Genomic DNA, 19483 nt, shown 5'->3' with positions numbered 1-19483 from the left:
AGTCACTGAATGCTGCGACCAGACGCTTTGCGGCTCGCGCCGAACGGACGCCAAGGAGCGTATTACGCATTGACGGATTCGAGTCGTGCGTTGCCCGGATCGCAAGACAAGGCGATTCGGGAAACGTGCTACGCGGTTTCGTCAAGGCGCAACACGCTCCAAGGTCCATGTCGGCCGCGGACACTTCCCCTTCGGGCCGGCTCTCCGGAAGAGAGAAGGCCAGATCACTCCAGGCGCAGCCTCAGCTTCTTCTCTGGCTTCCCGGTGAGGCGGACCCTGCGGGTGGCCGTGCGGCCGTCCTCGGCGACGCAGCTGACCTCGTAGGTACCCGGTGGGAGCGGGCCGACGCGCTGCTCCTTGCCGTCGACGCCGCCGGAGATGCGCGCCATGAGTTCGTTCAGGCTCAGCATGCCGTTGACCTCGTGATCGTGCTCATCCCGCACGCTCACCCGGGAGCGGATGTCGGCGCCTGTCTTGTCCTGGAGAGACACGAGGAGCATCGTGCCGGTGTCCACGGTGATGGAGGTCTCGGTGACCTCTCCGGATCGGATGCGGAGCGGCGTGTCGGTGGTGGAGGCCATGCCTTCGGCCCGCGCGGTGAGGGTGTACTCGCCGGGGGCGAGGCCGTCGTACTCGAACGCTCCGCTCGCGTTGGTGGCCTGGAAGGAGAACAGCTCCAGGAGGCGGCCGTTTTCGTCGCGCAGGAAGATGGAGGCTTCCGCCGCCGGCTTGCCTGCCGCGTCGCGGACGACCCCGTGGAGTTCACCGGGAGCCTCCAGCTCGAAGTCGAGGGTGGCCGAGCTGTCCTCGGAAACGGTGAGCGTTTTTACCTCGCGTCCCGGGCTGGACTGGTCGCCGAGCAGGCCGCCCAGGTACGAGCCTCCAGCGGCGACTGCGTAGGCGCCGGGGCGCACGAAGAGGATCTCGTACCGGCCGTCCTTGTCGGTGCGCGTTTCGTTGTACTGGCCACCCATGACCGTGCCGAAGACCTGGCCGGACTGCATCGAGAGGGTCACTCGCGTGTTCGCCGACGGCGCGCCGTCCGGGCCGATCACTCGCCCTGCGATGCGTCCCATGGGCATCGAGACGTCGAGCTCATGGCTTTCCGCCTCCGGAATTCGGCGCCTGAACTCCACGCTGTTCTGCATGCCCGCCGCGCCCGGGGATTGAACGGTCATCAGGTAGTCGCCGGGCTCGTCGAGGACGAGTTCATAGCTTCCGTCCTTCGCGGTCTTTCCGATCTTCAGGCCTTCCAATCCGCCGCCCTCGGCCGTCATGAAGCTGATGATCAGGTCCCCGACGGGTTCGCCCGCCAGCGAGACGGTGCCGTGAACGCGCACGGGAAGAGCGGGCGGCGACCCGAGCACCACGTGCTCCTTGGCCTCGTCCTCGAGCTTCACCGTGGTCATCTTGAGCGCCATCATGAGCGCGGTCTGATCCAGCGCGCCGCCGTCCTCGGGCTGCAGGGACTGGATGCCGGGGAATGCCTGCACCTGCCAGGTGCCGGGCGTGAGGCCAGCTTCCTCGAACCGCCCGTTCCCGTCGGCGTTGGCGAAGCGGCGTTCCTCCAGCGTGGGCATCTGCAGGATCAGAACGCAGCCGGCCGCGGGCTCACCGTCCGCGCCAAAGACCTCCCCCGAGATGGTCCCGCCGCGGCGCATCACCAGGACGATCTCCTCCCGGGCCTCGCCCTCGGCCAGCTCATAGGCGTGGCCTTCGCTGGCGGCCCAGCCGTCCTTCTTGGCGACGATGGAGCCGGCGCCCGGTGCGATGTTCTCCAGCGCGAAGAGGCCCTCCCCGTCGGAGTGGGTGCTGGGCCAGTCCCCGAGGCCCTGCATGGCCTGGATGCTCTCCTGGCCCTCGAGTTCCTTGGCGATCTCGGCGCCGGGCACCGGGAGTCCGTTGGGATCCACGACCCTTCCGGCGAGACGAATGGGGGCGAAGAGCGTGAACGTGGACTCTTCCGTCGACGGAAGGGTGACCCTGGCCTTCTCGGACCGCGCCATGCCCTCGGCCTCGACCGTGAACGTCCAGTCGCCGGACCTGAGGTCGGCGAAGACGAAGCGCCCGTCCTCTGGTTCGAACGTCCGGGTGCGGGTTTCGCTGGGCGGCATGTACCACTGGCTGCCTGAGCGCTCACCCTTCACCTCGAAGGACGTGAGCGGCTCGCCGGCGCTGTTCAGCACGGAGCCCCTGAAGCGGACGGGAGGGTTGAGCGTGAATTCGAGGTTCGCCGCCGGAGCGTGAACGAGGGACTGGAACGCCGTCCAGCGACCCGGCTCTTCCGGCTGGGCCCCTTCCTTGGCGTCGTACTCCACCGTGACCGCCCAGGGTCCTTCGCCGAGTCCCGCGATCTCGAAGGCACCGGTTTCGTCGGTGCGGGCGTCGTTTCCCGCTCCCGCGAACGAGCGCGGGTCCACGGGAGACCCGGCCGCGTTCTCGCCGAGGTCAGGGTCAGCCTTCACCATGGCGCCGCTCACCGGGCGGCCGTCCGGGAAGGCGACCTTCCCCGAGAGCACGAGCCCGCGGTCGAGGACGATGTCTTCGGCGTGGAAGCGCTCGCTTGCGCCGAGGTCGAAGGGCTTGCCGAGCTTCCCCTGGTAGTCGTCGTGCTCGGCCCTGACCCACACTTTCCCCGGGGTCACCCCGGCCAGCTCGAAGCGGCCGTCCTCCCCGGTCTCCGCCTCGCGAAGGTCTTCGGTCGGGTTGCCGAAGAACTCGCGGCCCAGCGCCGTCACGGTGGTGCCCGGCACGGGCTCTCCCTTTTCGTTGACGACGCGTCCATGGACCGTGCCTCCCGTCGCGAGCGTGAGGGTCACGCTGCGGCTCTCCCCTGGGGTGAGCTGCAGGTCGTCGCTGAAGGACCTGGCGAAGGTGTCGCTGCGCGTCTGGATCGCCAGGGGGCGGCCGGTCGGTAGTGCAAAGAGGTCGAACCGCCCCTGCTCCTTCGACTCCGTGGAGCGCCCGAGCGAGCCGGCGTTGGGGGAGCCCAGCTGCAGCCGCGAGTTGAGCGACCAGTCGAGGGACACCGTGACGCCTTCCGCGCCGGTGCGGCCGTCCTGGGTCAGCACGGCGCCGGTGATCCGCGCGCCGAGTGCCGGGCGCAGCGTGAGCGGGTTCGCGCTGTTCACGTCCACGAGGTGATAGGGCTCCAGCGAGTAGAGGTAGGAGCCTCCGACCGAGATCCACGCTTCCCCGGTGCCGGGCGGAAGCGCGAGGCGGACCGTTCCCTCCTCGCCGACCTGGGCCGCGGCGAGCACGCCGGGGATGCGCCGGGGCTCGCGACCGTCGCGCAGCGCGGCGAAGGGGCCCGCGTCTCCGAGGGCCAGGGCCCGCTGCATCGGCTCGGAGGCGGCGAGCACGAAAGCCTGCTCGTCGTTCGGCGTTCCCTCGGGGAGCACCACGGTGGCCTCGATCCAAAGGGTGTCTTCGACGTCCCACGTGGGAAGGGCCGCTTCAGCCCCGTCCGTTTCGGCGAGCGCCTCGACCTCAGCGATCGACTCGCGCGAGGGCCCCTCGGGTGCGACCGGAGCCGATAGCTCTGCCACCTCTGGCTGCTCGTCGTCCTTCGCAGCGCCCGCGTTGGGCGATCCCTCTCCGGCGACTCCAGGATCGGCTCTAGGCTCAGCTCCTGGCGCGCGGGTGATGTACCAGAGAGCGAGCACGCCGAGTGCGGCAACGGTGAGGAGGGCGAAGAGCTTCGATTTCATGGCGGAGGGAGGCGGGGGGAAGGGAGAGGCCAGGCCTACGCTGCGTATCGCCGGGCATTCACACTAGCCGCTTTCCTCTTGGCGGTGCCGACCCGTAGCTGATTCCGCCACAGGAGTTAGGGGTCTTCAGAGGAATCTGTGGGCCTGAAACGCTCCCGACCTGCGGCGAACAAGGAGCTCTGCGCCTGGAGTTGAATCCGTTGAACTCTGGAACTCCGGCCAATGCAACCAAGGAAGCGGAGGAGGCGGGAGGGTCGAGGGGTCGCGGAGCCCCTGTGAGGGATGGGGGGATGAAAGTACGCGAGCTTGGGCCTGGCCTCCGCCTTGAGAGACGCAGGCAAGAGGTCGAGTCGCGGAGGCGAAGAGTGGGAGTCGCGAAGCCGTTCCCCCACGGCTCGCCACGGGTCGCCACGGAGGCGCGAGCTACGCCTGAAGAACCCCGGTGACACGCGGGAGGTCGTGGATCGTGAGCAATCCCTTCTGACCCCCCTTCGTCCATCCAGTTCGCAGAAGCCATGTCTGCGCTTCCACGCTCACGCAATCGACCTTGGTTGCACCCTGCCGTTCCGCAAAACCGCCAAAGGACATCGCGCTCGAACAAGGATCCAGGATCCCCAACCCGAGCCCGTGGTGCACATCATTTCGCAACACGTACTTCAAAACGTTCCGCATCTGCGTCGGCGACTTGATCACCTCCAGATGGAAACGCTCTGCAAAAACGCTCCCTTGCCTCACCCGACCCCAAAGCCGGTTCAGCCTCATCCCCAACCCGGTATTCAAACTCGCCATCCCCTTCGAAAGGTCACCTGAGTTCTCCGCCTCCACGATCAGGTGCACGTGGTTGCTCATCACCGAGAACTCCACGATCCGAACCAGCTTGCCCTGATTCACGCGCGCAATCGCCGCCCTCAGCACCGCCATCTCTTCTTTCTTCCGAAGGGACCGAAGCCCCATCTTCAGCTTGATCGTGACATGGGCCACACCGCCCTTCATCTCCTCCCGACTCCCATGGGCCACCCGAGAATCCTTGGTCCTCTTCGGCCCACGACGCTTCTTCGGCAACGCAAAACCAAACACGGCCTGCAAAACAACCGCCCTCCCCATGCGCGCTTTCGCCATGCAAGATCATAGCCAAAACGATCCAATTCATCAACCCCAAACGCCCTCCAAACTACACTTTGAAGCCCAAACTCGGCACTCTAGCCAAATTCCCCATCCGCCCTGAAACAGTATACTCGGCAGACCTTTCCCACCGGCCGACTCGCACTCCGCGCCCCCGAACCTCTCACTCTTGCCTCCCCGTCACAACGCGTGGGCCAGGGCCAAGCTCGCACCCTGACAACTCTCCATGTCTCCCAAGGCCGCCGCGCCTCCCAAGCTCCCGCTCCTCCCGCTTCCTTGGTTGTATTGGTAGCCGCCCAGCCGCCCAACAGACTGCCTCCATCCCCAAGCCGAAACCCCCAAGCCCTTGTCACCCAAGCGAAAGAGGCGCATCCGTCCCACAGATTCCTCCAAAGATCCGGAGTTAGAGCCCATCCCGTCGCGAGGGTCTGGCGCGCACTCCTAGCGCCTGTCTTCGCGCTCGATCACCTCCCGCGTCTTCTCGACCCGCGCCTGGAACCCCTCTGGATCGAGCATCTCGGAGGTGCGCGCCTTCGCTTCCTCTACCACGACGCGCGCCTCGTCGGGGCGCCCGTCCCGCGCCAGTTCCGCCGCGAGCTGCAGGCGCGCCGTCTGGATCGGAAACGAACTCGGCCCCATCACGGGGACGCCGTGCTTCAGGAATTCCCGGTAGCGCGCCGCAGAGTCCGCGTGCTGCTTCCTCGTGGCCAGGATCCCCGCGAGGCTGCGCAGCGACGCAAGCGTGTTGTGGTCGTCCTCGCCGAGGAGTTCTCTTCGGCCCAGGTAGGCGGCAGTCATCTCGACCTCGGCCTCCTCGACTCGTCCGACTCTCTCCAGCCACATGGCCAGGTTGTGTTGCGCCATGAAGGTGAACCCGGCCACACCCGCGCCTTCCCCTGCGACGCACCGCATGGCGCCGCGATAGTGCGTCTCCGCCTCCGCGTTGTCCGGAGCAGGCAGGTCATGGATCACGTAGGCCAGGTTGTGCATGCAGAGGGCCACCGCCATGGGATCCTCCTTCTCGATCGAACGCGCTCCCTCCAGGACCCGGCGCAGCATGGCAATGGCCTCGTCCTGCCGTCCGAGACCGGACATCGCCATGGCGCGACCCGTGTCGATCTCCCTCAAAATCCCCGACTCCTCTCCGTAGTGGACCACGGCGATGGCCCTGGCTTCTTCGAGGGCATCGAGCGATTCCTCGAGGCGTCCCTCGAAGCGAAGCGCAAACGCCTTCTGGTCGCGCAGCCGAATTCGAAGTGGAGGTGAGACGTACGCTTCGAGCGGCAGGAGCTCCTCCGTGAGCGCGAGCGCCTCCTGGGCCCGGCCGCTGAAGGCGAGCACTCCTGCCAGGCCGATTCGATGTCCGATCGTTCGGCTGTCCAGCGGGCCGTGGAGTTCCTGCGACATCTCCACGGCCTTCTCGCGACACTCCAGGTCTTCCTCGAAGCGACCCAGCCTGCCCGCGGAGGCGCCCAGGTTGCCGAGGGCGTCGGCCACGAGCGAAGAGGGACCCAGCTTCGACCGCCGGATCCTGAGCACCTCTGCCTGCAGTTCGTAGGCCGCCTGCCACTCTCCGTCCAGCTGACGTACACGGGCGACGCGCTCCAGGGTCTGCGCGTATTCGACGGTTTCCTTCCCGAGGTGTTCTGCGCGGAGCTCCAGCGCCTCCTCGAGAAGCGGCTCCGCCTCCGAGGCCATCTGCAGATCGAGAAAGGTCTTTCCGATGGAGTTCAGCAGTCGGGCGCGCTGGATGGGGCGGTCGGTGAGTTCGTTCTCGAAGCGTTCGGCGGCACGGATGGCGACCTCCGACAGGAGCACCCGGCCTGTCTCCAGCGGGTCCGACTGCGCGAAGACGTCCTCCAGGAATTGGATCGCCTCCTCGGCCGCGGCCACCTCCTCGTCCCTTGCCTCGAGCAGCTCCGACGTGCGTGCCAGGAGCAGCAGCGCCACGAAGAGTCCCACCACGAGCGCCACGAAAGCCGCGCAAAGGCCGGCGACGAGGCCGCGGTTCCGGCGCGCAAACTTGGCGACTTGATCCAGCTTGCTGGGTGGTCGCGCGCGAACGGGCTCGTTCTCGAGGAAGCGCTGGATGTCGCTGCGAAACGCCTCAGCGCTCTCGTAGCGGTCGCGCCGGTCCTTGGCGAGCGCGGTTTGCATGATCCAGTCCACGTCGCCCCGCAGCCGGGTGTCGAGCTTGGAGAGGCTGACCGGGTCTTCCTCCGCGATGATGCGGGCGGCCTCCACGAGCGTCCGCCGACGAACGTCCAGGGGAAGCTTGCCCGACAGAAGCTGGTAGGCGATCACTCCGGCCGCGTAGACATCGGAACGCACGTCGATGCTCACGTCCCCCTCGTCCGCCACGATCTGCTCGGGGCTCATGTACGGCAAGGTTCCGAGAACCTCCCCGACCTGCGTGGCGCTGGTGAGGAGCGAGCTGTCGGGGTCAGCGATGTGCGCCACCCCGAAGTCGAGGACCTTGATCTGCCCGCTATCCGTGACGAGCACGTTGGCCGGCTTCAGGTCACGATGGACCACACCCTGGCGATGGGCGAAGTGGACGGCCTCCAGGAGCTGAGCCACGAGACCCAGGCGTCCCGCGAGGTCCAGGTGCTGCGCCTCTGCATACTCGACGATGTTCACGCCGCGCACGAGTTCCATCGCGATGAACGGCCGATCGACTCCGTCCACGGGCGACGTCCCGGCGGAGTAGATGCGCGCCACCCCCGGATGTTCGATCAGCGCCAGCACCTCGGCCTCGCGCTGAAAACGGCGCAGGTAAGCCTCGCTCAGAAGACCCTGCTTGATGACCTTGAGCGCCACCTTGCGCCTCGGCGATCGCGCGACGGCTTCGTAGACGATCCCCATCCCGCCCTCGCCGAGGACGCGCAGGATTTCGAACTCCCCGATCGCCTCGGGCAGCGCATCGCTCTTCAGCGGGGCCTCCGAGGAAAGGTCTCCCATGTGCTCGGCGGCGGGACGCTCGAGCCCGTCGGCTGCTCCGTCCGCGTCGAGGAGGCCGCGAACCTCCTGCACCAGGGCCTCATCCCCGATCCGCTCCAGGGCCTCGGCTCGCGCCGCATCGTCCAGGTCGCAAAGCTCTTCGAACCACCGCTGGACGCGCTGGTGCCGCTCTGCGCCGCTCATTCCAGCTCTCCCATGCGCTTGTGGAGCCAGGCCTTCGCGAAGCGCCACTCCCGCGCCACCGTGCGAGGCGAGATCCCGAGGGCGGCGGCCACGTCGTCCACCTCGAGCCCCGCGAAGAAGCGGAGCTCGACGACCTCGGCCTGGCGTTCCGAAACCTCTCGAAGGTCGGCCAGTGCCAGGTCCAGGTCGACGACGTCGATTTCCTCTTCGCCGTCGCCGCCCTCGCCGGCAGCCAGGCCCTCTGCGACGGCGATCGTCACGGGACGCCATCCGCCGCTCCGCTTCAGGCGATTCTTCGCGCGCGCATGGTCGACGAGGACCTGACGCATGACCTTCGCCGCGAGTCCGAGGAAAGGTCCCTTGTCCACGGGCATCTCGGCACCGCCGGTCTGCAGGCGAATCCAGAGCTCGTTCATCAGCGCCGTGGGTTGCAGCGTGTGCTCGCTGCGCTCCTGGTTCATGGCGGCGGTGCTGAGCCGACGAAGCTCCACCTGGACCTGCTCGAACAATTCACTCAGGAAGTGGGGACGGTTCGCTTCGGATGCCATGGCTCGAGTATAGGTGCGGATCGCCCTGGGCCTTTCCGGGATCGGAGGCGCAGGCGGGCGGCGCCAGCTGCCCCGGCACGGGGCGCTTCGGGTGCGTGGGACCGTTCGCATGGGGAGGGAGGCGCCGCCTTCGGGCCAGGACTGCCAGGAATGGGGCGATTTCGCGGATCTGGCGAAATCGTGGCAGTCCGGCCGGCCCATGGGCGCCCACCTGGTTCCCACAGACCCCGAACCCGATGGAGATCCCCATGAATGCGCCTTTCCTGCCCCTGCTCGCCCTCACGACCCTCGGCGTGCTGTCCGCCTCGCCAGCGCCGGCGTTCTGCCAGGTGAGCTCCCAGCTGCAGCCGCCAGCACGCCCCACACCCAGCGCCCTCCTGCAGCGGCTTCACTACACGGTCGACGCCTTCGGCTACGACGACCCCCATCCGCCCGGCTACCACCCCCTCGGCGAGGACACCGTCGGTCTTCTCCAGCGAAGCGAGATCTTCATCGCGCAGCCCGACCGCGGGCCCGGGGACAGCGTCGCCGACCTCCTCGACGATGCGGGGACGTCCTATGCGATCCGCGCGACGGAGACGGACTTCGTCCTCGCGACGGGACGCATACGCGCGACCACCGCGGGCAACGTCGACTCCGACGTCGAGGACGAACTCATCGTGCTCATGCAGGACCCCGCCCTCGATCGCTTCCACCTTCAAGTATTCGACAGCCCGGCGCCCACGGCGACCGCCATCATGACCGTGGAGATCGTGCGCCCCTTCGGTGAAGACTGCGTCGATGGGCGTCTCAGCGTGGGGGACGTGGACGGCGACGGCCGGGACGAGATCCTCGTCACAGGACGGCCCCAGCTCCTCGGCATACCGGAGTACGCGGGCTGGCTCCGCGTCTACGACGACGTGGAAGACGGCGGCGGGCTGCTGTTCGAGACCGCGTACGGTTTCCGAAACACGGACGTGACGGCGGTCGCCGCGGATATCGATGGTGACGGAGTGGACGAGGTCGCCATGTTTGGCGAGAACTCCCACTACGGAGACCTTTGGATCCTCCCGTTCGATGACGCAGCCGCCGCTGCTCCCTTTGCCCAGCTCGGCGACTGGTTCCGGGCGGAGGCCTTCGGCATCACCGAGATCCAGGGGCGGCTGACCGCCGGAGACTACGACGGCAACGGGGTCGAGGAACTCGCGGTCGTCTCGATGGTGGCGAACCCGAGCGGTGGTGGCCGGCGGCTCACCATGGGGATCCGCGGGGTCTTTCTCAACGGCGCGGGCCAGCTGGAAACCGTCAGCCTTCACAGTAGCGACAGGGGCCAGCACTCCCTGGGCGGCGCCTTTGAACTCCACCGCTCGTGGGACGCCGTGACCCGCTCGGACGGACCCGGTTCCCTCGACACGATCGTGACGGTGGCCGTCCTCGGAAGCGGCGCGTTTCGCCCTGATACTCACCGCTGGAACTCCGCCACCGCATCCTGGAGCACGACCCCTTCCGGCAACGTGTTCTTCGCAAGTGGCCCGCTGAGGATCAAGCTGGAGGCGGGCGATGTCGATGCGGACGGCGCGGATGAGGTGGTCGTCGGAAGTCAGTTCGCCATCGGCGGAGAGGGGATCCTGCGGGCCCGGATCCTCGACTGGTCCCAGGGAGCGGTGAGCACGACCGAGCTTCCGGAACGAATCAGCCTGAACCAGCGCGTCTATCCCCCGTCACTGGCCGTCGGGGACTTCGACGGGGACGGCCTCATCATTCGATCCACGGGGATCGAACAGATCACGCTCGCGGATCCGATCCCGCTCGTGCTCCTGACTGCGCCTCCCACGCGCGGGGGAATCGATCAGGACTACGATAGCTGCGAGACCTCCTACCAGAACTCCACGTCCCAGGAGGTCAGCCTTGGCGTGACCACGAGCGCGGCGTTCTCGTTCTACACGGGCGTGACCACCGGGCCGCTCTCCGACTTCGCTTCCGCGGAGGTCAAGCAGACCCTCGAGCAGGTCCTGACGAAGAATGACGTGTCCACCAGCAGCACGACGGTCTTCCGCACCAACACGGCAGGCCACGCCGAGGACGTGATGGTCTTCCAGGGCACCCTCTTCCACGGCTATGAGTACGAGGTCGTCAGCGCCTCGGACCCGGACGACGTGGGGAAGCGGATGGTCCTCAGCATTCCGGTGGGAACACGGGAGTACCAGTGGTCCGCCGACCTTTACAACCAGGTCGTGGGCCCAGCGCTCGCGATCCCGACGGACCTGCGCCCGCACACGGTGGGGGACCCCGCGAGCTACCGCTCGCTCGTCGAACTGGACGCGCACCGGCAGCCCTTCGTCGGCTGGCGCGATCATTCGGTGGTCACCGTGCCCCAGAGTGGGTCGACCCGTCTCGGCTTCGCGCTGACGGAGCGGCAAACGACCGAGGAGGAGCGCTCGCTCTCGATCGGAATCGACGCGGACTTCAGCGTGGGCTTCGCGTCCTTCGGCTCCAGTGCCTCCGTGACCGGTGGGTCGATGTACTCGGTCTCCGTCGAAGAGACCGCCGAGTATTCGGGGACCCTGGGCGCCATCGGGGACCCGAGCGACTACTTCCGCTGGCAATACGAAGCGGGCCTTTGCATGTACCACTACGGAATGGACGCGACGTCGGGGCAAGCGCAGCCGGGCGTGACGCCCTTTCAGGTCGTGACCTACTGGGTCAACGCCTTCGGTAGCGGCTACTGAGCCTCACCTGCCGGCGGGCTCGCGGATACCATGCGAAAACGCGTCCGCACGGGAAGTGGCTCGTGGTGGCGGGGCTCGCCGGCCTCTTTCTGATCTGGACCCTGCGCACGGCGGATCGCGACGTGGGCAATGGGCGGTGCTCGGCCCGCTGCCAGCGGGCGCAACTGGCGTCGCGGGCACGGAGGACACCCTCGAGGCGTTGACCGTCGAAGCGAGGCCTGGCCCGCAGCCCTTCCCAGGGGTACACCAGGGTGGACATCCGGGTCATCTACCAGACGAGTCCGCTCCCGGTTCCCTTTGTCTTGGTCGTCCTGGTCGACCAGAAGGGCACCCAGGTCGAAGGAATCACCGACCGCGGAGTAAGACTGAGCACGAACACGAACCTGGCCGTCGGATCGGTCGAGGTCGCGCTCCGACGCCTCGTCCCGCTCCGGACAACCGCACACGACGAAGAGGGTCGACCTATCGAGTTCTCGGACGCAGAACTCGACGCGTGCAGGTCTTGGTGGGGCGCCTCGGGCTCCGAGAAGGGGCCAGCGCCCAGGTCCCATACCACGAAGCCCGGGATCAGCATGGGTCGGCCCTCGTGCTTCCGGCCGCGAAGCTCGCTACCGCAAGGGCGGCGCTGGTCCCCGGCATGTGGCTCCTCGCGGGAGCCGCTGCCTGCGTCGACTACTCCAGCCTGCGCGGGCTGAACGCCGACACGCTGGCGAAGGAGGTCGCCAGCTCTCGAATGCGGGTCCCGATCTGGCCCTCGTAGTGCCCCTCGATCCAGAGAAACGCCAGGGGCGGCGCGCCGCTCCTCCGTCTCTCACGTCTCCCCGCCGATCCAGACCTCGCTTCATCGCGCACCCCTGAATCCCCGGCGACTTCCTCCCAGCTCAGGCCACTGAGGATCACGTCCAGGGCGCCCACAGACGATGGACAGGCGCTTCGAGGTTTGGGCGAGAGAACCTGGGCCTCCTTCCTCGCAGGAGAAGTGCGTTGATGTGCCACCCCGCTTGGAATTCCTATCCGTTCCGCCACAAAGCCGTACCGCCCGCTGGCGTACCGCAGGGCGTTGTACAGCCCACGACTGCACAAGCTACGGCCTCTCGCGATTATGCTGCTGGGATGCTGAACTCACTCACGTCCGCGTCGCTGATCGTCGCAGGCCTATGGCTCACCACCGGTCCACAGGAAGCCGTTCTGGTCGTGAAGACGCCCCCGTCCCGAACGGAGCTCATCGTGCCTGAGCGCATCGCAACCATGGACCGCGAGGGCGAGGTGCCCGCGCGCAAGCTCGGTGGGCACCCTCGACGGGTGGACGGCCTCCTTGTTTTCGACGGCGCGGATGACGGGAACCGTCAGGTGGACCCCCAGATCGCAGTAGGCGGCGAGCATGTTCTGACGGCGACCAATGGAGGTCTGATCGTCTACGACAAAGCGGGCGAGTACGTCCTCGGCGTACACCAGCTGGCGTTCAGGAACGGCATCGACCCGAAGGTGTTCTTCGACCGGCACAACGGCGTCTTCGGCTTCGATCTTTGGGTGTACTGGGACGAGGCGAAGCGCAAGCCCGTGAATATCTCGATCTCCGAGACCGATGATCCGACAGGCGCCTGGAACACCTATTCCATCGACGCTCCGGGCGGCGTGGACGGCGGGGCGATTGGGTCGAGTCAGTTCTGGACTGGCTACAGCTTTCCAGGTGGAAAGGAGCAGACGTTTGTGCTCCCAACAGCGTCCATGAAAGCGGGCAAGCCCACTACGGCCTATCACTTCGAGGGCAACCTGGGTCACCCTGTGCTCTGCCAGGACCCGGTGAACCCGCTGTACTTCTTGAAGGTCACGCAGGAGGAGTTCATCGTCAACGTCGTGGAGCTGGACTTCGAAGTAGTGATCGACCCGCGCGACACGGGGGTCGACCAGGGCCTCTCTGCTACGTGGCGACAGGTGGGCGCCACCGCCCACGGTCTGGAGTTCGTGGGCTTTCCTCCGAAGTCCCCCCAGAAGGGAACGGACCAGCTCACTTCGTCGGGCGATCGCCGTCCGAAGAACGTCGTGCTCCAGGGCGGGTTTCTCTGGTTCTCGCATACGGTGAACTGCCGCGGTCGGGCCGCTGTTCAATGGCATCAGATTCGCCTGGACGGATCGATCGTTCAGACGGGTCTGATCGCCAGCGAGACATCCAGCTACATCCAGACCTCCCTGGCGGTGAACAAGAACCTCGACCTGCTCGTGGGATTCCAGGAGACGAGCCCGGACCAGTTCATCAGCCCACGCGTTGCGTGGCGGCGCAGCGGTGACAAGCCCGGAACGCTGCGCCCTGTGGTGAGCCTCGGCGAGGGCCAGGGGGCCACTGACGGCGTGGCGTGGGGCGACTACAGCGGCTCGTGCGTTGACGGCGACAATCTGTTGGACCTCTGGACGGTTCAGAGCATCACGGACAAAGACGGAAAGGGCGACACCGTGATCGCGCGCGTACTTCTGGAGGATTGAGCCGAGGTGACCTGGACTCGCGCGGTACGGCTTTGTGGCGGAAGGCAGCCTGGCAAGAAACCACCACTTGGTAGGCTGCCTTCCGCCACAAAGCCGTACCGCCCCGCTGAGCATCATCGCCGCTTCATTGACGGAGCTGTGACCCGATGGCAGCGCGCAGCTATTTCGGGCAACCCCATGCTGACCACGGAACTCTCCGCGGTCGTGCGCGCCGACGCACCTCCGTCTCGGGTCACAATCGACCGGTCGATCGTGCCCGCGCTGCCCCTAGCCTCGTGTTTCGCACTTTTTTCGGCCTCCCTCGGCCCAGCACTCGATCGCGACTTCTGACGCGCGAAGCGTGAATCGCACGTCCCCACTCTGAAAGCTGGAGGTGTCTAAGCCAAAGCATCCAGAGGAGGGAACGTGCTCGAGCAGGATATCCCGAAGTCAGTGGCAGCGCTACTGGAGTCATTCAAGCCTTGCTTCACGGCGCCCACCTACCGCCGATTCGCCGTGCTCGTCGCGGGGTGGGTCCTCTGCTGCTCGAGGCGCTGGATCACGCGAGTCGCTCTTGCGAGCGGGTCGTTGCGGCTCGGCGCCGTTGCTCGCATCTGGCGTGGCATCGGCACCGTTCGTCGCTGGCGTCCGGGCAACCGGCACGGACGTCACGCCAAACACGAGCGTTCCCCCCGATGACAGCAGGTTCGGGTCTTCGAAGAAGTTCTCTTTCGCGGTGATCCGGTTCTTGTCGTAGCGACCGGTCCAGGACGTTCCCACGGCCAGGAGAGTGCCATCGTCCGAAATGTCGATGTCGATAATCCCCCGGTGCGTCGCGCGGAACGTCGAGATTCGTTCGCCCGTATCGACGGACCAGAAATGAATGTCTCCGCCCTTGCCGTTGCCAGCGAGGGTGGCGCCGTCCGGAAAGAAGGCCAGGGAGGCCGCTGGGACTGCCTGGCTGACTTCGATCTCGAAGCGCTGTACTTCCGTGCCACCGGCGAGCTCCCAGACCAGCACCAGGCCGGTGCTGTCCGCCGACGCCAACCGGGTTTCATCGGCGCTGTAGACCATCTCGATCACCTTGCCTCGGTGCCCGCTGAGGACAAGCCCCTGGCCGTCCGGCTCGACGGGCCAAACGACGATCCGGAAGTCGGGAAGCGCGGTGACGTAGGACCGCTTGCCGCCGACCGCCTTCGTGATGCCCGCCTCGACCGGCATGCGCAGCGCGAGTTTGCCTGTGGCGCGGTCGTGGAACATGAGGGCGGTGGCATCGTAGGCCGCAAACTGGTCGTAGCCCTCCACGTACGTGACGTTGAGGTAGCCGGTGCCCTCGGCCGTCAGCAGCGGCTGATCGGTCGCTGCCCCCGGGTAGACGCGGCCGCCCTGGCTACGCCCGACCAGGCCGTCCTTCGAGGAGAAGTGAAGCTGGCCTCCACCCGTCGGTCCGTTCTCGCTGGTATCCGCTCCGTCGAGAGGGACCTCGGCACCCGTCATCCAGTCCCAGCGCTGCACTCGATCCGACAGGGTGTAGAGGTGATCCTCGTGAAAGTGGACCACAAAGGTGCTGCTCGCGTTCCTGGCGTCCCGCGTACCGGAGTCGATCGAATGAAAGAGCGGGAGCTCGAAGGACTCCTCGGTTTCCACTCCGCTTTCGGTCGAGCATGCCGCCAGGAGGAGAGTGCAGGCAGCGAGAGAGCGGGCGATCCATCCGCGAGTTCCTGGGAGTCGATGTGGCATGGCGGCAACGGCGTGTTTCATGGGACCGTGCAGTCTAGCCGGCAGGCGTTGAGAGGGGACGGAAACAGAGAGGCAGTACCAATCCTGGCGGTACCGAACCCGACCCAAATCCGCCACGTTTCTTGCCTACTTCACCTGCCGCGAGTCCCCGCCGGTCGTCCTGGCGATCCGGTCGAGCTGCGACTGATAGCCTTCCTTATCGGTGTACCCGATCACGTGCACCACCACCGGATGGAATCGGATCAGCTCGGCGAGGTGATAGTTGAGGTGCTCCGGATGCACGACCCAGCCCACGTCCGGCTCGCCGGACGAAAGGAGGTAGATGGTGTCGTAGCGCCCGTCCATGATTTCGTGAAGAGCGCGTTCCAGATGTCCTTGTGTCCGGTCGCGCGCGCGTCTTCCACGAAGCTGAGCGCCTTCTTGGTGGTCTTCTTCGAAAGCTCCAGCGGCTTCTTCGGCGACAGCGCCTCGATGTTCTCCGCGTAGAGGAAGACATTGAATGTGAACGGCGGTCGGATGGCGTCGAAGGCCTGCTCCATCTCATCGCGCGCGACGTCGATGCGCTTCTCCTGGCGCGTCGCCAGCTCCTTGTCCATCCACGAGGAGACGTCCATCAGGAACGCGACCTGGCTGCTGTCGACGCGCACTCCGTTGTAGGTCGCGGAGCTCGCGTCGGCCTCGCGCTTCTGGCGCTGGCCCTTCTTCTTCGGGAACTCGAACGTCTCGCGGTTGTCCTTCCACCAGTTCGCCCACTGATCCGGGCGGCTGTACTTGAGTCCCGTCAGCTGCACCAGCATGTCGACGGCCTCCAGGGAGATGCGGCTGCGCGCGGCGGTCGCCGCCGCGACGAGCGCGTCGATGGCGGTCTTCGTCTCGATGCCGCCGAGGTTGCGCACCGCCTGCAGCGCCGGGCTCCAGTCCTCGTGACTCATCGCCACGATCGAAAGGGACTCGCAGCGATCGGGCAGCAGTTCCGGCACCATGGAGAGCAGCGCGCACTGGACGCTCGGGTCCTTGTCCTTCTCGACCCCTGAGAGGAAGAGGTTGCTGTGCTCCTCGATGTTGATCTGGGCGAGGGAGCCGATCGCGTTCCCCCGGGTTCGCGGATCCTTGGACTTGGCGAGCTTCAGGAGGTTCTCCGTGGCGGGCTCGAACTTGAGGCGCCCCGCGGCGCGGGCGGCGGCGCGCTGGACGTTCTCCTCGCGATCGCGGAGCGCGTCGACGACGACGTCTCCGTACTGGTCGTCGCCGTAGAGCCCGAGGAGGTCAGCGCACCACTCGCGCACCATCTCCGAATCGGCGTCCTTCAGGAACGTGGCGACCAGCGCGCGGCCTTCGTCCGACTTCACCTGCACGAGTGAATCCCACGCGATGTCCCGGTAGTGCGGCGCAGGCAATCCCCGGTCGATCTCCAGGCCGAGAAGATCGAGAAGGAGCTCGATGGCGCCCTCGCCGCCGTTCTCCGCGCAAGCGCGCGCTCCGATGTAGACCGGCGACTCCTCGCTGTTGTCGAGGAAGCTCTGCTGCTCCTTCAGCCATTCCTTCGTCTGGGCCGACGCGTGGGACGTGAGCGCGGCAGCCGCCATTCCAAGAATCGTGATGAAGGCCGCGGTGCGCGGAAGCTGGAGCCGGGGGATGTTCATTGGGGGCTGGAGGAGAGTCGGAGGGAGAGAGCGACCGAACCCGGAGGTGGTTGGGACCCTGGAGGATGCCCGCTGCCGGGTCATCCCCGCAAGGCTCCAGGCACTCGCGCCGCCGTCAATCCTGAATCACGACCCACGCATCGCCGGCTGCGCTGAGCTCCACTCGCCCCAGCGCGGTCCCGTCCTTGGCGAGAGCGATCCGCGTGCCCTCGCCGCTGCTCGCCGCCTCGGCGTTCAAGGGGATCCTCCCCTCGGCGTCCGACTGGGCACACCGCCAGTGTGGAGCGAAGGGGTCTGGAGCTCCCTGTGAGTCCAGCGGGACGACCCGTACGGAATCGAGTGACTCGCCTGACTCCAGACGGATGGGGCGTACAGGGTCAGGGGGGCGGGATTCCAGCACGAGTTCGATCGTCGTTCTCTCTGCGGGCTGGAGTCGCGCTCGTCCGTGGACAGGATGATGGGCGAAGACCATCGGTCCTGTCGCCGCATCGAGAGAGGGGTCCAGCCGAAGCGTGAAGCTCCCGTCTTGGCGCGACCGGGTGAATTGGCCCTGGGCCGTGATCTCGGCGCCTGCCACAGAAATCCCGGATGCGCTGATCACGCGACCCTCCAGGACCGAGTCGGACGGTATGGGTTCGAGGGCCACCTGCAGGGGCGCCGCGGGGTCGTGATCGACCGAGATCGTCGCCGGAAGGTAGCCCTCGCGCTGCACCGAGATCGTGAGGCCCGCGCGGTCGGGTACGAAATCGAAGGCCGCGCTGCCGGTCGTGTCGCTCGTCGTCTGAAAGGGGATCGGATGAAGCGCTGGCCCGTGTAACGCGGAGGCGTCGAGCAGGGCCGCCGCGTCGAGTGACACTGTCGCGTGCTGGAGCGCCATGCCGGTCGAGGCGTCGATGACGTCGATACGGAGTGAACCGTTCGTTCGAGTGGCCACCACGGAAGCCTCACCCGGGGAGCCCGCGCGGGTCGACGCGAGGGCCACGTAGCCGCTCGACGGCGCCACCCGGAAGAGGTCGTTCCCTCGTGAGGTGGAAAGCTCGAAGCGGCCGCTCGCATCCGATCGTCCGAAGCGCTCGCGATCGGAAGGAAGGTACACATCGACGCCGATCACGGCGCGGCCCTCCAGGTCGATGGCGCGTCCGCTGATGGGCGAGGCGTGTGGGCGCATCTTTCGCGACGGCGTCGACGCTGCCGCCCGCGACTCTGCGCGCTGCTCGGGAAGCAGTGCCGCCTCTTGCTCGTCAGCGAGCGGCGCCAGAACGGCGGCGCTCGCTGTCACGACATCCGCCGCTGCGTGCGCCGCGGACCCGGGAGCCACGCCCTGCTCCGGCGGATTCGGCGGCGCCGTTCCCAGAAGGACCACGGCCAGCGCGGCCGCGGCCACAAGGGCTGCGGTGACGAGCACGATGGGTCTTGCGTGGGAAGCGGAGCGCATGGCCAAGTTCGCGAATCGCCCGCTACAGGTCGAAGGTGAACACGTCCACGAGGCCGTCGGCCTCCGTGATCGAGCCGCTCAGGATCGTCGGCGCCTGGCCGGGCAGCGTCACCGTGATCACGTAGTCGCTGGAGGTCTGCGCGCATTCGCTGTAGTTGTCGACGGCCACGCGGTACATGCCGACCGGCGGCACCTGGCTGTAGAAGATGTTCTCGACGCCGACGTTGCCGCAGCCGACGTTCGCGTCGAGGTCGAGCTGGCCGCCGGTCGCGGACGTCGTGTTGTCGTAGTAGATCTCGTTGCCGTCCGGCTCGAAGAGGTGCAGGTCGAGGTCCGCGTCGCTGTTCCAGGTCAGGTTGATCTGCAGCTCGCCGGAGCCGACGTTCAGGATCTCGATCGGAATCGTCACCGGCTCGCCCCAGGTGGTCTCGCCGTCGCGCCGTCCCTGGTAGATGCAGTCGACCATGCCCGCAGGCGCGTCGGGCGAGAGCGAGAGGAGCAGGCTCAAGGCGGTCTCGGGCTGATCGAGCGCGATCTCGTAGAAGCCGCTGACGCCGCCGAGGCGCACGAGGACGGCGTCCAGTGCGTCGATGGAGGAGAGCAGCGTCTGCGCGGTGCTGCCCTGGGCCACGGTGCCACCGCCGGTGTACTGGAGGACGGCGCCGTTCGCATCGCCGATGGGAGCGGAGCCCGAGCGCACGGTGACCGTGCCGGGGATGCCGTCGAGGGTGATGCCGCTGATCAGGTTGCCCACGCTGGCCATCGGGGTCATGTCGTCCTGGTTGCCGCCGTCGTCGGACGAGCTGCAGCCAGCGAGCGTGGCGAGGAGGAGTGCCGGAACGAGACAGGTGATGGGGGAGAGAAGGGTCAGGGTGAGTCGTGACATCGCAGGGAAAAAATGGGGGAGCAGGGACGGGAGCGCGGTGCCGCCCATTCGGCGGCCTCACTCCGGCTCAACTGCTCGCCTCGCCTG

At 66.9% G+C, this 19483-nt stretch carries 12 protein-coding genes; 3 read left to right on the top strand and 9 right to left on the bottom strand.

What is annotated here, in order from left to right; translation table 11 throughout:
* Positions 1-224: 224 nt before the first annotated feature.
* The 4 genes from Poly30_RS20475 to Poly30_RS20460 all read right to left on the bottom strand — a co-directional run bounded on the left by Poly30_RS20475 (position 225) and on the right by Poly30_RS20460 (position 8524).
* Positions 225-3710, bottom strand: coding sequence for a carboxypeptidase-like regulatory domain-containing protein (locus tag Poly30_RS20475; protein ID WP_145201636.1), 3486 nt, complete (start codon positions 3708-3710; stop codon positions 225-227).
* A 423-nt stretch (positions 3711-4133) separates the two neighbouring features.
* Positions 4134-4727 carry a transposase gene (locus Poly30_RS20470; RefSeq protein WP_419190212.1) on the bottom strand — a complete coding sequence of 198 codons (594 nt, stop codon included), beginning with the start codon at positions 4725-4727 and terminating at the stop codon, positions 4134-4136.
* Between the two features lie 546 nt (positions 4728-5273).
* Positions 5274-7976: a serine/threonine-protein kinase gene (locus tag Poly30_RS20465; protein ID WP_145201633.1), complete on the bottom strand. Its 2703-nt coding sequence runs from the start codon at positions 7974-7976 to the stop codon at positions 5274-5276.
* Complete coding sequence (locus Poly30_RS20460) at positions 7973-8524, bottom strand: ECF-type sigma factor (protein ID WP_419190421.1); 552 nt, start codon at positions 8522-8524, stop codon at positions 7973-7975. The genes Poly30_RS20465 and Poly30_RS20460 overlap by 4 nt, the downstream gene beginning before the upstream one ends.
* A 248-nt stretch (positions 8525-8772) precedes the next feature.
* Here Poly30_RS20460 and Poly30_RS20455 point away from each other — a divergent pair, with 248 nt between their 5' ends.
* From Poly30_RS20455 to Poly30_RS20445, 3 genes are all read left to right on the top strand, one after another.
* A complete protein-coding gene (locus Poly30_RS20455) occupies positions 8773-11232 on the top strand; it encodes an FG-GAP repeat domain-containing protein (protein ID WP_145201627.1) in 2460 nt (819 codons plus the stop codon).
* Positions 11233-11725: 493 nt separating this feature from the next.
* The gene (locus Poly30_RS20450) at positions 11726-11992 is read left to right on the top strand and encodes a hypothetical protein (protein WP_145201624.1); all 267 of its coding nucleotides are present in this window, start codon (positions 11726-11728) and stop codon (positions 11990-11992) included.
* 353 nt (positions 11993-12345) lie between these two features.
* Complete coding sequence (locus tag Poly30_RS20445; protein ID WP_145201621.1) at positions 12346-13713, top strand: hypothetical protein; 1368 nt, start codon at positions 12346-12348, stop codon at positions 13711-13713.
* 450 nt (positions 13714-14163) lie between these two features.
* On the opposite strand, the gene Poly30_RS20440 is transcribed toward Poly30_RS20445, so the two are convergent.
* The 5 genes from Poly30_RS20440 to Poly30_RS20425 all read right to left on the bottom strand — a co-directional run bounded on the left by Poly30_RS20440 (position 14164) and on the right by Poly30_RS20425 (position 19396).
* Positions 14164-15453, bottom strand: a complete 1290-nt coding sequence (locus tag Poly30_RS20440; protein WP_145201618.1) for a WD40 repeat domain-containing protein — start codon at positions 15451-15453, stop codon at positions 14164-14166.
* Positions 15454-15558: 105 nt separating this feature from the next.
* Positions 15559-15714 carry a hypothetical protein gene (locus Poly30_RS28720; RefSeq protein ID WP_419190420.1) on the bottom strand — a complete coding sequence of 52 codons (156 nt, stop codon included), beginning with the start codon at positions 15712-15714 and terminating at the stop codon, positions 15559-15561.
* Positions 15675-17075 carry a HEAT repeat domain-containing protein gene (locus tag Poly30_RS20435; protein ID WP_419190419.1) on the bottom strand — a complete coding sequence of 467 codons (1401 nt, stop codon included), beginning with the start codon at positions 17073-17075 and terminating at the stop codon, positions 15675-15677. The genes Poly30_RS28720 and Poly30_RS20435 overlap by 40 nt, the downstream gene beginning before the upstream one ends.
* Positions 17076-17190: 115 nt before the next feature.
* Positions 17191-18510 (bottom strand): hypothetical protein, encoded by a 1320-nt coding sequence (locus Poly30_RS20430; RefSeq protein WP_145201612.1) that lies wholly within the window; start codon positions 18508-18510, stop codon positions 17191-17193.
* A gap of 22 nt (positions 18511-18532) precedes the next feature.
* A complete protein-coding gene (locus tag Poly30_RS20425; RefSeq protein ID WP_145201610.1) occupies positions 18533-19396 on the bottom strand; it encodes a YfaP family protein in 864 nt (287 codons plus the stop codon).
* Between the last annotated feature and the right edge of the window lie 87 nt (positions 19397-19483).

It is taken from the genome of Saltatorellus ferox, from assembly GCA_007751475.1.
GTDB lineage: Bacteria > Planctomycetota > UBA1135 > UBA1135.
Note: the sequence above shows the minus strand (reverse complement) of the source record. Positions and strands in the feature narration are given on the sequence as shown.